The organism is Tahibacter soli (genome assembly GCF_025717065.2).
GTDB classification, from domain to species: Bacteria; Pseudomonadota; Gammaproteobacteria; order Xanthomonadales; family Rhodanobacteraceae; genus Tahibacter; species Tahibacter soli.
In genome coordinates, this window is sequence record NZ_JAOVZO020000018.1 from 640,957 (window position 1) to 654,627 (window position 13,671).

Below are 13,671 nucleotides of genomic sequence, written 5' to 3' on the forward strand. Positions count from 1 at the left end.
CCATGGCCCGCGACGCAGGCTGTTTCTCAACAGCCTGCCAAGCCCGCGGCCGGATGAATGCCAGCCGCATCGGCAACGCGGCGCTGATGCCAGCCCGCGCGGCGTATGTCAAACTCGCGCCCGGCCGCACGGTTCGTCCGGCGGATTCCAAGGAATCATGGCGGATACACCTTCGCCATCGAAAAGGTATTCGTCGCATGCCAGAACCTCCCGCGCCGGCCGCGCGCACCGCCCCTCGCCGGAAGAGCCCGTGAGCCGGCTCGTCATCGTCGTCGAGAAGGCGTCGGACTGGGGTTCGTACTACCCGTCCGACAACGTCGTCACCGCGACCGACTATCTGCGCGAGCCGCTCCACAAGGACGAGGAGCGGGTGCAGGTGATCAACCTGTGCCGCAGCTACAAATACCTCGGCACCGGCTACTACGTGTCGCTGCTGGCCGAAGCGCGCGGACACAAGGTCATTCCGTCGGTGCGCACGATCAACGACCTGCGCCGCCGCTCGCTGTACGGCCTGGACATCGACGATCTGAACCAGAAACTCATCCGGTTTCTGCCCGAAGGCGCGCGCGACACGACCGATTTCGGCCTGCTGGTCTATTTCGGCGAGACGAGCTACGCGCCGCTGCAGGATCTCGCTCGGCAGGTGTTCGAATCGTTCCCTTGCCCGATCCTGCGGCTGGAGTTCGAGCGCGAGAAGGTCTGGCAGATCGCCGCGGTGAAGCCGGCGGGTCTGCACACGCTCGACGATCCGCAGGAAGACGCGTTCGCCGACGCGCTCGACAAGTTTTCCAAGAAGCTCTGGCGCAAGCCGCGCGCGCGGCGCAAGTACCGCTACGACATCGCGATGCTGCACGACCCGAACGAGGCGATGCCGCCGTCGAACAAGCGCGCGCTCAAGTCGTTCATCGAGGCGGGCAAGGACCTCGGCATCGAGGTCGACCCGATTACGCGCAACGACTACGCGCGCCTGGCCGAATACGACGGCCTGTTCATCCGCGAGACGACCGCGCTCGACAGCCACACCTACCGCTTCGCGAACAAGGCCGAGAAGGAAGGCATGGTCGTCATCGACGATCCGGCCTCGATCCTGCGCTGCACGAACAAGATCTACCTGCACGATCTGCTGCGCTCGCGCAAGCTGCCGACGCCGCGCAGCGAAATCCTGTTCCGCGACAACGCCAGACAGCTCGCCGAGCTGCCCGACATGCTCGGCTTTCCGATCGTGCTGAAGATTCCCGACGGGTCGTTCTCGCGCGGCATCGTCAAAGTGGAAAATGTCGAAGAATTGAAAAAAGGCGCCGACGAGCTGTTTCAGCACACCGCGCTCGTGATCGCCCAGGAGTTTCTCTACACCGAATACGACTGGCGCATCGGCGTGCTCAACAAGGAACCGCTGTACGCGTGCCAGTACTTCATGTCGCGCGGCCACTGGCAGATCTACAACCACGGCGCGCGCGGCACGGCCAAGTCGGGCGGATTCAAGACGATGCCGGTGCGCGAAGCGCCGGGGGACGTCGTGCGGCTCGCGCTGCGCGCGACCGCGCCGATCGGCGACGGCCTGTACGGCGTGGATCTCAAGCAGGTCGGCAACCGCGTCGTCGTGATCGAAGTCAACGACAACCCGTCGATCGACGCGGGCGTCGAAGACGAATACCTCGGCGAAGACCTGTACCGGCGCATCATGGAAGAGTTTCTGCGGCGGCTCGAACGCAAAAGGCTCGGCATCGTCGACTGACATCGACTTGCCCATTTCGCGCTCGCGGGCTAAGGTCCGCTGACATTCTCAAGAACACGGGCGGCGCGCTTGCGTGCCGCCCGTTCTTGCTTTGGAGCACCGCAATGAACGAAAACCTTCCGTCCGACCTGCCGCCGCCGCTGATCGTGTCGCGCCTGGACTGCGACCGTCTCGATACGCTGCTCGACAACGCGCAGTCGGCCGGCCTCGACACCGACGGCCTGCGCCGCGAGCTCGATCGCGCCGACATCGTCGAACCGGCGCAGATGCCGCCCGACGTCATCACGATGAACTCGGTGATCCGCTTCGTCGACGAAAACAGCGGCGCCGAACGCGAAGTCACGCTCGTCTATCCGCGCGACGCCGACGGCAGCGCAGAACGCGTCTCGATCCTCGCGCCGGTCGGCAGCGCGCTGCTCGGCCTGCGCGTCGGTGCGCGCATCGCCTGGCCGCTGCCCGGCGGGCGCACCACGCAGCTGCGCGTGCTCGCCGTGCCGTATCAGCCGGAAGCGGCGGGCGACCGGCACCGCTGAGCGCGGCAGCGCTTCGATCGCCCGCGATGCGCGGGCGATTGCGCGGACGTCGTCCTGGGCGACGAGCGTCGAACGATCCGCGAAAGCTTCAGCACAACGAGGCCGGACAAGTCGGCTGATGCGACGACCGCCTCTCTGTACGTATCCGCATGTTTTCATTGTTGATTCGTGCCGCCCGAGCCGCTACGGTTCGGTGCGACCGAACCTGCAACCCACGACTCGATGGCGCGTTGCGCGCCGAATCGGCAAGGGACAATGAAGACGCGAATCCGACCCGTACTCACCGCGTCGACGACGGCCGTCGCCGTCGTCGCAGCAGCGACGCTCATCGCGGCCTGCAGCCGTGTGGGCGGCTCCGATCCGTATTGGAAACCCGGCGTAGGCACCCGGATCGACCTGCGCGCCTAGGCGTTCGCCGACGACTTCCTCGTGCACTGGCCGACGTTTCCGGCAACGAGCTACGACGCGGCGTTCGGCGGCATCGGCGGCGCCAACGACTTCGTGCGCGACCAGTTGAAGCACATCGACAGTTCCGTCGAGAGCGGCCTGTACGACGGCACGGAACAATGGAACGAAACACAGGTGCTCGATTCCGGCGCAACGCAGGTCGTGACCGTCACGCGCATCATGACGTCCAAGGCCGGCGTCTATCTGCCGATGCGCGACGGCGGCTACGCCGTGCTCGGCTTCGACGCGAGGACGCACGAGATCGAAGCGAAGGCGTTGTATGACAGCCAGGGCGTAGACCTGCCGCTGCGCGACGGAAACCTCGCGGCTTTTATCGTCGACCGCAGCTTGTTTTTCGCGAGCGGCGAACGCGGCCGGCGCGGTTTCGCCGCACTCGCCGATTGGGCGCGGCGCAACGGCGTCGCGCTGTCCGGCGCGTCGACCCCGGAGGGATCGTTCGAGTGCCGCGGCACTCGGTCGTCGGACGGCGCTATCGAACTGCGTTGCGGCGACGGGCTGAAGCGCGCCCCGGTAGCGTGCGCGTCAACGCCGTGTCCGACGCTGCACGACATCCGCGGCGACGGCTAGGCGAAAAACACCGCCGTAATCGCCCGCACCAGCGACCGCCGCGGCGGCGCCACACGTCGCGCCTGCGCGATGCGGGGTGCGCGGCGGCGCCATCCCTGGCGCCGGTCCCACCGGCTTCCCGCCGCTGCCGCGCCGCCGCCGCGGTCCGGCTGCGATCCGACGAGGATGGATCGCAACCGGGCCGCCAACGCCTGCCGGTGTATCGTCACCAGCATCAACAAGGGCGCACCCACGAGCCAGTACGACAGCCAGCCGGCCAGCGGCGAGTAGTCGCGCAGGGCCGGCGATACGCTCCATGCGACGAGGCCGACCATGAACCACGTCCATGCGATGCGCGCCGCCGGACGCTGCGGCGCAGGGCCGACCGTGCTCGATGCCGTACCGAAACCCGCCATGGGAATCTCCGCTCGTGGGTGCGGGGTTTACTTTGCGCGGACGCGATCTCAAATCCTGAGAGCCGCCGCGAACGCGCGAACCGGCCCGCAACGCACGCATGCAATAATCGATTCGATCGAGCCGGAGACCGCGCGTGGAAACCTCCAACATCCTGCAATACATCGTCGTCCTGCTCGCCGCCGCCGTGGTCGCCGTGCCGATCGCGAAGAAATTCGAACTCGGCGCCGTGCTCGGCTATCTCATCGCCGGCGCCGTCATCGGCCCGGCCGGCCTGAAGCTGCTGCAGAACCCCGAACAGATCGCGAGCATTTCCGAGCTCGGCGTCGTGCTGCTGTTGTTCGTGATCGGCCTCGAACTGTCGCCGCAGCGCCTGTGGGTGATGCGGCGCATGGTGTTCGGCGTCGGCTTCGCGCAGGTCGTCGCCACGGCCGCGCTGATTTCGCTGCTCGCGTATCTCGCGTTCGACCTCGCCGGCAAGCCGGCGATCATCATCGGCCTCGGTCTTGCGCTGTCGTCGACCGCGTTCGGCCTGCAGCTCCTCGCCGAGCGCAAGGAACTCACGTCCGCGCACGGCCGCCTCGCGTTCGCGGTGCTGCTGTTCCAGGATCTCGCGGCCATTCCGATTCTCGCCGTGATCCCCGTGTTCGGCGGCGACCAGGGCGCCGCGGCCAATACGGTCACCGCGCTGCAGAAGATCGGCGTCATCGCGCTCGTGGTCGTCGCCGGGCGCTATCTGCTGCGCCCCGTGCTGCGCGTCGTCGCCGGCACGAAGATTCCCGAGGTGTTCACCGCGACGGCGCTCCTCGTCGTCATCGGCACCGCGTGGCTGATGGAAATGGCGCACATCTCGATGGCGCTCGGCGCGTTTCTCGCGGGCCTGCTGCTCGCCGACTCGGAATACCGGCACGAACTCGAATCGCAGATCGAACCGTTCAAGGGCCTGCTGCTCGGCCTGTTCTTCGTCAGCGTCGGCATGGCGGTCGATCTCGGCCTGCTGCTGCGCGAGCCGTGGCTCGTCGTCGGCATCACGGTCGGCCTGCTCGCGGTCAAGGCGTTCGTGCTGTTCGGCGTCGGCCGGCTCGCGGGCGGTCTCGACTTCCAGCAGTCGCTGTCGTTCGCGGCCGTGCTCGCGGCCGGCGGCGAGTTCGCGTTCGTCGTGTTCAATCTCGCCGAAAAGGCACAGCTCCTGAGCACGCGCGAACATGATTTCCTGATGCTCGCCATCACGCTGTCGATGGCGCTGACGCCGCCGCTCGTGATGGTGCTCGCGCAGTACCTGAAAACGCAGCAGCGCAAGCCCGAACGCGAGTACGACCACATCGAAGGCGATCCGCCGCGCGTCATCATCGCCGGCTTCGGCCGCGTCGGGCAGATCGTCGCGCGCGTGCTGCGCGCGCAGAAGATCCCGTACACGGCGCTGGAGAATTCGGCCGAGCAGGTCGACTTCCTGCGCCGCTTCGGCAACCAGATCTATTTCGGCGATCCGAGCCGGCCCGAACTGCTGCGGGCGGCGCAAGCCGACAAGGCCGAGATCTTCGTGCTCGCGACCGACGATCCCGAAGCGAACGTGCGCACCGCGCGCATCGTCAAGCGGCTTTATCCCAATCTGAAAATTTTCGCCCGTGCGCGCAATCGCCAGCACGCGTTCCGCCTGATGGATCTGGCCGTCGACGGCGTGATCCGCGAAACGCTCGAAGGCAGCCTCGACATGACCAAGCAGGTGCTGATGGCGCTCGGCCAGCCGCCGGAAGTCGCCGCCGAACGCGTCGCGCGGTTCCGCAAGTACGACGAGGATCTGCTCAAGGCGCAGCACCTCGTCTACGACGACGACGCGGCGATGGTGCAGAGTGCGCGCGATGCGCAGCGCGAGCTCGAGCAACTGTTCGAGGCCGACAAGGAAGCGCCGAAGCTCGTCGCGACGACGGCGCCGCTCGACGTCGCGCCGAAAACCGCATGAGCGCCGCGCCGCCGTACGCCCCGCGCACCTGGCGCGAGCGGCTTGCCGGCTACGCCTGGACGCGGCCGGCGCTCGGCCAATCGGACGCGGCGGTGTACCGCCTCGATCTGCCGGGCGCGCCGTCGCTGTACGCGAAAACCGAAATCGCGGCCGACCTTGCGGAACTCCCCGGCGAGATCGCGCGGCTGCGCTGGCTTGTGACGACCGGTACGCCGTGTCCCGCCGCGGTCGACACGACGCACGAGGACGGCCGCGACTGGCTGCTGATGAGCGCCCTCGCCGGTGCCGATCTCGGGTCGCTGGATGCGGCTCGTGCGATCGCGATCGCGGCCGATGCGCTGCGCGCGCTGCATGCGCTCAATACCGCCGCGTGTCCGTTCGACCATCGCGCCGACGTTCGCATCGCGCAGGCGCTCGCACGGCTCGACGCGGGGCTCGTCGATCTCGACGACCTCGATGACGAGCGGCAAGGCCGGTCCACCGCGGAACTCGCCGCCGACCTCCTCGCGCGAAAGCCCGCGCATGAAGATCTCGTCGTGACGCACGGCGACGCGTGCCTCGACAATCTCGTCGCGCGGGACGGCCGATTCGCGGGCTTCCTCGACGTCGGCCGCCTCGGCGTCGCCGACCGGCACCAGGACCTGGCGCTCGCGGCGCGCGACATCGAAGGCGCGTTCGGCGACGCGTGGGCCGGGCGGTTCCTCGAACGCTACGGCGGGCCGATCGATCGCGAGCGCATCGCGTTCTACCGACTGCTCGACGAGTTCTTCTGACGCGTCGAAAACGAATCGACTATTTCACCGGCTGCCTGAGCATCTGCGCAAGGCTCGGAATCGCCGCCGCCGCGCCGAGTTCGGCCGCGACGTCGGCATAGCCCAGGAGATCGGCCAGTTCCGCCGGACGCCGGCCGAGGCAGTCGCGCGTGTCGCGCTCGGCGCCGCGGGCGAGCAGCTGGCGCGCGCAGCCGAGCAGACCGTGGATCGCGCAGGCGTGCAGCGCCGATACGCCGCGTTCGTCCTGCGCGTCGAGGTCGGCGGCGTAGTCGAGCATCACGGCCACGAGCGCGGCGAGCTGCACCGGATCGCACGGGCTGCCGGGATCCGCACGGCCGCCGACGAGCAGCAACAACGGCGTCTGGTTGCGCGCGTTGCGCACGTTCGGCGCGGCGCCGGCGCGCAGCAGCGCTTCGAGCACGCCGCGCGCGGGCGCGCCGGCATGGCCGAACGCGAACTGCGCCGCCGCGTGCAGCGCGGTCGAACCTTTTTCGTCGGCGAGATTCGGCTCGGCGCCGGCGCGCAGCAGCTTGTCGACGATGTCGGGATAACCGAGCGCGCAGGCGATCATCAGCGCCGTGCCGCCGCCGGGCAGGCGCGTGTCGGGCGCGACGCCGCGCGCGACGAGATGCGCCACGACCGGCGCGCGGCGCGCGCTGACCGCGGCCGACAGGCACGTCGCGCCGCTCGTGGCGGCGAGATTGGCGTCGGCACCGCGCGCGAGCAGGAATTCGACGATATCGAGATGCCCCTGGCCGCACGCGCGCAGCAGCGCGCTCGCGCCGACCGCGTCGACCGCGTCGAGCGGCAGGCCGATCTCTAGCAGTTTCGTCACGGCCGAAAGATCGCCCTTCGTCGCGGCCGCGACGAGATCGGTGTCGCGCAGGCGGCGCCGCGGCAGCGGCCACGTCGGCCAGTGCACCCAGGCCTTGAGGTCGCTCGCCGAGCGACTGAGCGCGACGCCGAGCACGGTTTCACCGTCGTTCGCGGCAATCTCGGGATCGGCGCCGTGGCGGATCAGGCAGCGGGCGACCGCGACGAGTTCGGCCTCCGGCAGCGCCAGCGCGGCGTGCAGCGGCGTGCGGCCGCGCGCGTCGCGTGCATTCGCGTCGAGGCCAGCGCCGAGCAGCGCGCTCAACAGATCGAGCGCGCCGACCTGCGCCGCGACGTGCACCGCGGTCTCGCCCTGCTCGTTGGCCTGGAACGGATCGGCGCCGCGCGCGGCAAGGTCGCTCGCGAGCGCGACGAGCGCGGCGCGGCGCGTGCGGTCGCCCGCGGCACGCGCCTGTTCGAGCACGCGGCGCACGCGGCCGGCGCCGCCGGCCTGCGCGCCGGACGCGACGAGTTCGCTCGCGGCGGCCACGGTTTCGGGCAATCGGTCGAGCAGCGCGTCGAGCAGCACGACGCCCTGCACGCGCGCGTCGGGGGACAGCCCACGGTTGGCGAGCCAGGCGCGCGGCTTCGATTCCGGGTACGCGGCGAGATCCAGGTACAGCGCGGCGACGTCGCCGGCCGGCCATTCCTTCACGCGCGCCGCGAAGCGCGCGACGATTTCCCAATGTCCAAAACGCAGCGCGTCGAGCAGGTGCGCCGGCGTGTCGCCGCTCGCGTCCGGCACGGCCGCGTCGGCGACGCTGCTCGGCAGCGGATAGGCCGGGTCGATCGCCGCGACGAGATCCCAGCGGCCGGCGGCGACGGCGTGATCGATCGCGCGGCGGCCGTCGCGACAGGCGAGCGTGCGGTCGACGCCGTACGCGATGAGCGCGCGCACGCTGTCGACCTTCGTCTGGCGCGACTGGCACGCGATCACGAGCGCGCTGCGGCCGAGCTGGTCGACGCGGTTCGGATCGGGCTTGCGCGCGGCGAGCAGCGCGATCACCTCGGCGGCGCCGGCGCGTGCGGCTTCCATCAGCGCGGTCGCGCCGTGGCTGTCGGCGTGGTCGGCGTCGGCGCCGGCGTCGAGCAGCACGCGGACGATCGCCGCGTGCCCGGCGAGCGATGCGGCCATCAGCGCGGTGCGGCCGAGCGGGCCCTGCGCGTCGACGCGCGCGCGCTGGCGCAGCAGCAGCTTGACGCCGGCGACGTCGTCGTCGGGCACGCCGGCCGCCGCGAGCAGCGCCGGCTGCGCGTGCTCGACTTCGTTGCGCGCGCCGTGTTCGAGCAGGAAGCGCACGTGGGTCCAGTTCGCCGTCGACGCGGCGATGCCGAGCGGCGTCAGGCCGTCGCGATTGACGGCGGCGAGCGGCGCGCCGGCGTCGATCAGCATCGCCGCGACGATCGGCTCGGACGCGAGCGCGGCGTAGTGCAGCGCGGTGTTGCCGTGCATGTCGGGCAGCGCGGGATCGGCGCCGTTGGCGAGCAGCGTGAGTACCGCGTCGGGTCGGCCCTGGTAGCTGTCGCGCGTCGCGGCCAGGAGCGGCGACAGGCCCGCGTGCACGCGGTTGACGTCGGCGCGCTTGGCGATCAGCGCGCGCAGCAGGCGCACCTCGGGCAGCGTCGTGGCGAGCATCAGCACGCTGCGCTGGTCGCGGTCGCCCGGCATCGGCGCTGCGTTCGGGTCGGCGCCGCGTTCGAGCGCGGCAAGCGCGAGCTCCACCTGCCCGCCGCGCGCGGCGTGCAGCAGGGCCGCGTCGAGTTCGGCGCGCGACAGGCCGCCGGGCAATTCGGCCGGCGCGGGCTCGGCTTCGTCGGCGACGGGCGCCGCCGCCTCGTGACGGTTCCGGTGCGCGGTCAGCATCGCGCGCAGCGTGCGGTTGGCGACGATCAGCTGGCCCAGCGGCAGCAAAGCCAGCCCGTACGCCGCGAGCGCGACGATGCGCAGTTCGCTCGGCAGCAGGCCGCCGAGCCCCGCGAGCAGCAGCGCGCCGACCACGAGCACGAGTTCGGCGAGGCCGACGGCGAGGCCGTGGCTGAAATACAGGTCGTTGTCGCCGGTCAGATGCCGCGAGAACGCGAGGCTGCGCGACAGCGCGTTGAAAATCCACGAACTTTCTTCGTCGTCGGGATAGGCGTCGTCCCAGACGAACAGCAGGCCGAAGGCGGCCCAGAAGCGCCACAGCGCCAGCAGCGCGACGACCGCGGCGGTCGATACCGCGAGCGTCGCGGCCAGCGAACCCTCTCGGATCAGCCACAGCGCCGGCACGCCGATCAGCAGCATCACGAGCGCCGTATAGGTGCCGAGCAGCACGAAATGGGCCGCGCCGCGACGCAGCACGTTGCGCGCAAAGCTGTCTTCGAGTTCGAAACCGAGGCCGCGGCAGACCGCCGCGAGGGCGAGAGAATTCGCCGCGAGCAGCAGCAACAGCGCCGCGGGGTGCGTCACGAAGGCCGCCGCGGCCAGCGCGGCGGCGGCCGGCAGGAAATACGGCAGGCTGGCGATCAATCGGCGTACACGCTTGGGCTTGGCTCGGGGCACGGCGGTTCCGGGCTCGATGTTGCGCGCGAGTATAAGCACGCACGCAGCCGCATGCGGTAAGCCGGCTTAACGGTCAGCTATTGTCGAAAAGCTCGGGCGGCGGCGGCAGTTGCAGATGGAAGCCCGGCCCGGCGAGATTGGCCATCACCGCGTTGACGTCCTCGCGTGCCAGCTTGCGCTCGGGCGACAGCGCCAGTTCGATCACGAAATGCAGCGGGCCGAGGTTCGCCGCGACCGGCGCCGGCAGCAGCCCGAACGCGTCGCGCTCGCGCAGATAAACGTAGGTATCGGCCTTGCGCTGGCTTCTGTAGACGAAACACTGCATGGGCAATCCGGGCGTGCGGCGGCTGGGGCGCGCAAGCATGCGACGAGGCACGGATTTCCTCAAGCGCCGGCCCGGATCGACGGGCCGGCGCTGCGGGAGCCATTCAGTAACGTCAGTCGCCGAAACGCGTCGGCGACGGCGGCGCAGCGATCGGCGCGCGCGGCGTCGGCGGCAGCTGCTTGAGCAGCACCTCGACCGCCTTTTCGACGCCCGGGTCGCGCCCGGAAGCGACGAGTTCGGGCCGGTCGATCACTTCGATGTCGGGCGACACGCCCTCGTCCTCGACCGCCCACTTGCCGTCGGTGTCCATGAAGCGGAACGTCGCGGCGAGCAGAACGCCGCCGTCGGCGAGCTGCGGATTGCCCGAGATGCCGATCAGGCCGCCCCAGGTGCGCGTACCGATCACCGTGCCGAGCTTGAGCTTCTTGAAATAGTACGGGAACGCGTCGCCGCCCGAACCCGAGGGCGCGTTGATCAGCATCGCCTTCGGACCGTCGTGCGACAGGAGCGGGGTCGCGCCGGGCTCGAGGTCGCGGCGCTTCCAGTAGTTGAGCGGCTTGCGCGTCAGAAGCTCGATCATGCGGTCGGGAATGAAGCCGCCGCCGTTGTACCGCTCGTCGACGATCAGCGCTTCCTTGTGGTGATACGCGAGCAGGCCGCGATTGAGTTCGCGGTTGCCGTCCTCGGCCGTGTTCGGCACGTGGATATAGCCAATTCTGCCATTTGACAATTTGTCCACGAGCGCGCGGCGCGACGCGACCCAGTCGGCGTAGCGCAGGCCCGCCTCGGACGTGATCGTGCGCACGCGAACGTCGCGCGCCCCGGCCTCGCCCGGCTTGCCGTTGACGCGCAGGCTGACCACCTGCTCGCCCTTGCCCTGCAGCAGCGCGTACGGATTTTTCACCGAGCGCGCGTCGACGCCGTCGACGGCGATCAGATAGTCGCCTTCGCGCACGCCGACGCCGGTCTCGGTCAGCGGCGAGCGCAGCGCCGGGCTCCAGTTCTGGCCCGCGTAGATCTTCGCGAAGCGGAAATAGCCGGAAGCATCGGTCGCGAACGTCGCGCCGAGCAGGCCGCCCTGACGGCGCTCGACCTTCGGCGCATCGGGCGACTGCTGCACGTAGACGTGACCCGCGTTCGCCTCGCCGGCCACCTCGTGCATCACGTAGTCGAGATCGGCGCGCGTCGCGACGTACGGCACCCATGCCGCGTAGCGTTCGCGCACCTGGTTCCAGCGCTCGATGCCGCCGTGCACGCCGGGGTCGTAGAACCAGTCGCGCAGGATGCGCCACGCGTCGGTGTATTCCTGCTGCCATTCCACGCGCGGGTCGACCATCGCCTCCATGCGGTCGAGATTGAGCGCGCCGGCGTTGAAGTCCTGCGCGGCCTCGGCCTTGACGATGCCGTAGCGCTCGCCCTGGCGCAGCAGGATATGGCTGCCGGTGCGCGACAGGCGATAGTCGGCGACGTTCGCCGCGACGGACTTGTCCTTGTCGTCGTCGAGCGCGAGGCGCTTGAGTTCGAGCCCCTGCTGTTCGCGCGGATTGCCCGAGAGGTAGTACACGACGCCGTCGGCGGCGGCGAGCGCGGAATAGTTGCCGGCCGGCGCCTTGAGCGCCGCGACGCGGTTCGTGATGCCGTCGAAATCGATCCGCACGACCGGCGCTGCCGGCTTCGCGTCTTTCTTGTCCGACTTGCCGGCACCTTTCGTCTCCGGCGCCGCGGCCGGCTTCACCTCGTCGGTCTTGAGCGGGTAGAGCGCCGGTCCGTTCTGCGCGAGCGTCACCGCGTACGGCCGCGTCGCATTCGTGTACAAATAATTTTGTTCGTACGCGCTGAACGTCAGGTTCCAGTCGCGGTTGGAGAGGAAATACAACCACCGCCCCTGCGGATCGAACACCGGATTGAACGCCGGCGTCGTGGGCTCCGTGACTGCGCCCTTGTGCCCGCTCGCGACCGAATACACCCAGATTTCGCGCAGGTACGCCGCGTTCGTCTTGGTGTACGCGAGCCATACCGAATCGGGCGACCACGTGTACTGCGTCGCGTCGTTGCCGTCGGCGATGTCGTCGTAGACGCCGCGGTCGACGTCGGTCTGCTTGCCGGTCGCGACGTCGAGTATGCGCAGGCGCTGATGCTTGTCGGCGTATGCGAGCTTGCGCGAATCGGGCGACCACGCCGGCGGGAAGCGCCAGGTGTCGCCGTCGGTCGTCAGGCGGCGCGGCTCGCCGCTGCCGTCCTGCGCGCGCACGTAGATTTCGTATTCGCCGCTCGCATCCGACAGGTACGCGATCGACTTGCCGTCCGGCGACCACGTCACGCCGATCTCGCGCGCCTGCGGCGTCTTGGAAATATTGCGGATCTCGCCGTTCTTCGCCGGCACCGTGAAGATTTCGCCGCGCGCGCCGAACACCGCGCGCTCGCCGCCCGGCGACAGGTCGAACGATTCGACGCTCGCCGCCGCTTTCTTCCACTGCGGCAGCGCCTGCGGCAGGTCGCCGGTCACGCGGATGTCCACGCGCGCCGCGGTCTGCGTCTTCGGATCGAAGCGCCAGACGTAGCCGGCCTGCTCGAACACGATCGCGTCCTTGCCCGCGCTCGGCCACAGCACGTCGTAGTCGGCGAACTGCGTGACCGCGCGCTGATGGGAGCCGTCGACGTTCATCGCCCACAGGTTGAGATTCTGCCCGTTGCGGTCGGACACGAAGTACAGCGTGTCGCCCACCCACATCGGCTGATGGTCGGTCGACTTCGCGTCGGTCAGGCGCTGCGAGGTGTTGTGGACGAGATCGTAGGTCCACACGTCCGGCGCGAGGCCGCCGCGATAGCGCTTCCAGCTGCGAAAATCGCTGTCGATCGGCGTGTACACCACCGACTTGCCGTCCGGCGAGAACATGCCGCCGCCGGCTTCGGGCATCGGCAGCGGCGTTTCCAGGCCGCCGTCGACCGGCACGAGATACGGCGTGCCGATATTCGTCGCATACGGCGCGCGGTTCGCGCGCACGAGCACGTTCTTGCCGTCGGGGCTGAAGTCGAGCACGCGATAGTCGGTGCCGCGGCGCTGCGGCTGCGGTCCCACGTCGTTGTACCAGGTGAGCTGTCGCGGCGTGCCGCCGCCGGCCGGGATCACGTAGACCTGGCGCGAGCCGTCGTACTCGGCCGAGAACGCGATCGTCGCGCAGTCCGGCGAAAACTTCGGATACAGTTCGGTGCCCGCGTGCGACGTGAGCCGCTGCGCGATGCCGCCGGCGGCCGGGACCCGGTAGACGTCGCCGCCGTAGACGAAGGCGATCGATTCGCCGCAGATATCGGGAAAGCGCAACAGACGCGTGGCGCCGTCGGCCGGCGCGGTGCTTGCCGCGGCGAGCAGCGCGGCGGCAACGAAAGGTGTCGGCATCGCAAGACTCCTGGTGACGTCGAGCGATTGTAGAAAGCTTGCGCCGGGCCGCCGTGGGCCAGAAGGAATGGACCGGCGTGACGAAAACCGCGCGGGTCGACGGGG

Annotated in this window: 9 protein-coding genes; 5 read left to right on the plus strand and 4 right to left on the minus strand. The window is 69.5% G+C overall.

Going from position 1 to position 13,671, the window contains the following annotated elements:
- The first annotated feature begins 250 nt into the window (after positions 1-250).
- The 3 genes from OD750_RS16305 (at position 251) to OD750_RS16315 (ending at position 3,303) form a co-directional block, all read left to right on the plus strand.
- Positions 251-1,735 carry a RimK family protein gene (locus OD750_RS16305; RefSeq protein WP_263541748.1) on the plus strand — a complete coding sequence of 495 codons (1,485 nt, stop codon included), beginning with the start codon at positions 251-253 and terminating at the stop codon, positions 1,733-1,735.
- 104 nt (positions 1,736-1,839) lie between these two features.
- On the plus strand, positions 1,840-2,268 hold the full coding sequence (gene rnk, locus OD750_RS16310) for a nucleoside diphosphate kinase regulator (protein WP_263541749.1): 429 nt from the start codon (positions 1,840-1,842) through the stop codon (positions 2,266-2,268).
- 429 nt (positions 2,269-2,697) lie between these two features.
- The gene (locus OD750_RS16315) at positions 2,698-3,303 is read left to right on the plus strand and encodes a hypothetical protein (RefSeq protein ID WP_263541750.1); all 606 of its coding nucleotides are present in this window, start codon (positions 2,698-2,700) and stop codon (positions 3,301-3,303) included.
- Here OD750_RS16315 and OD750_RS16320 read toward each other — a convergent pair.
- Entirely contained in the window at positions 3,300-3,698 is a 399-nt protein-coding gene (locus OD750_RS16320; RefSeq protein ID WP_263541751.1) for a hypothetical protein, read from the minus strand. The genes OD750_RS16315 and OD750_RS16320 overlap by 4 nt on opposite strands.
- Before the next feature lie 134 nt (positions 3,699-3,832).
- Between OD750_RS16320 and OD750_RS16325 the strand changes: the two genes are divergently transcribed.
- Both OD750_RS16325 and OD750_RS16330 read left to right on the plus strand, forming a co-directional pair.
- Positions 3,833-5,656: a monovalent cation:proton antiporter-2 (CPA2) family protein gene (locus tag OD750_RS16325; protein ID WP_263541752.1), complete on the plus strand. Its 1,824-nt coding sequence runs from the start codon at positions 3,833-3,835 to the stop codon at positions 5,654-5,656.
- Positions 5,653-6,429, plus strand: a complete 777-nt coding sequence (locus OD750_RS16330) for an APH(3') family aminoglycoside O-phosphotransferase (protein ID WP_263541753.1) — start codon at positions 5,653-5,655, stop codon at positions 6,427-6,429. The genes OD750_RS16325 and OD750_RS16330 overlap by 4 nt, the downstream gene beginning before the upstream one ends.
- 19 nt (positions 6,430-6,448) lie before the next feature.
- On the opposite strand, the gene OD750_RS16335 is transcribed toward OD750_RS16330, so the two are convergent.
- The 3 genes from OD750_RS16335 to OD750_RS16345 all read right to left on the minus strand — a co-directional run bounded on the left by OD750_RS16335 (position 6,449) and on the right by OD750_RS16345 (position 13,566).
- Positions 6,449-9,844, minus strand: a complete 3,396-nt coding sequence (locus OD750_RS16335) for an ankyrin repeat domain-containing protein (RefSeq protein ID WP_263541754.1) — start codon at positions 9,842-9,844, stop codon at positions 6,449-6,451.
- A gap of 73 nt (positions 9,845-9,917) precedes the next feature.
- Positions 9,918-10,169, minus strand: a complete 252-nt coding sequence (locus OD750_RS16340) for a YcgL domain-containing protein (RefSeq protein ID WP_263541755.1) — start codon at positions 10,167-10,169, stop codon at positions 9,918-9,920.
- Positions 10,170-10,281: 112 nt separating this feature from the next.
- Complete coding sequence (locus OD750_RS16345; RefSeq protein WP_272842013.1) at positions 10,282-13,566, minus strand: S41 family peptidase; 3,285 nt, start codon at positions 13,564-13,566, stop codon at positions 10,282-10,284.
- Positions 13,567-13,671 lie beyond the last annotated feature (105 nt).

Coding starts and splice junctions, on each gene's coding strand:
- rnk (WP_263541749.1), top strand. CDS start 1,840: ATGAACGAAAACCTTCCGTCCGACCTGCCGCCGCCGCTGATCGTGTCG.
- OD750_RS16320 (WP_263541751.1), bottom strand. CDS start 3,698: ATGGCGGGTTTCGGTACGGCATCGAGCACGGTCGGCCCTGCGCCGCAG.
- OD750_RS16330 (WP_263541753.1), top strand. CDS start 5,653: ATGAGCGCCGCGCCGCCGTACGCCCCGCGCACCTGGCGCGAGCGGCTT.
- OD750_RS16340 (WP_263541755.1), bottom strand. CDS start 10,169: ATGCAGTGTTTCGTCTACAGAAGCCAGCGCAAGGCCGATACCTACGTT.
- OD750_RS16345 (WP_272842013.1), bottom strand. CDS start 13,566: ATGCCGACACCTTTCGTTGCCGCCGCGCTGCTCGCCGCGGCAAGCACC.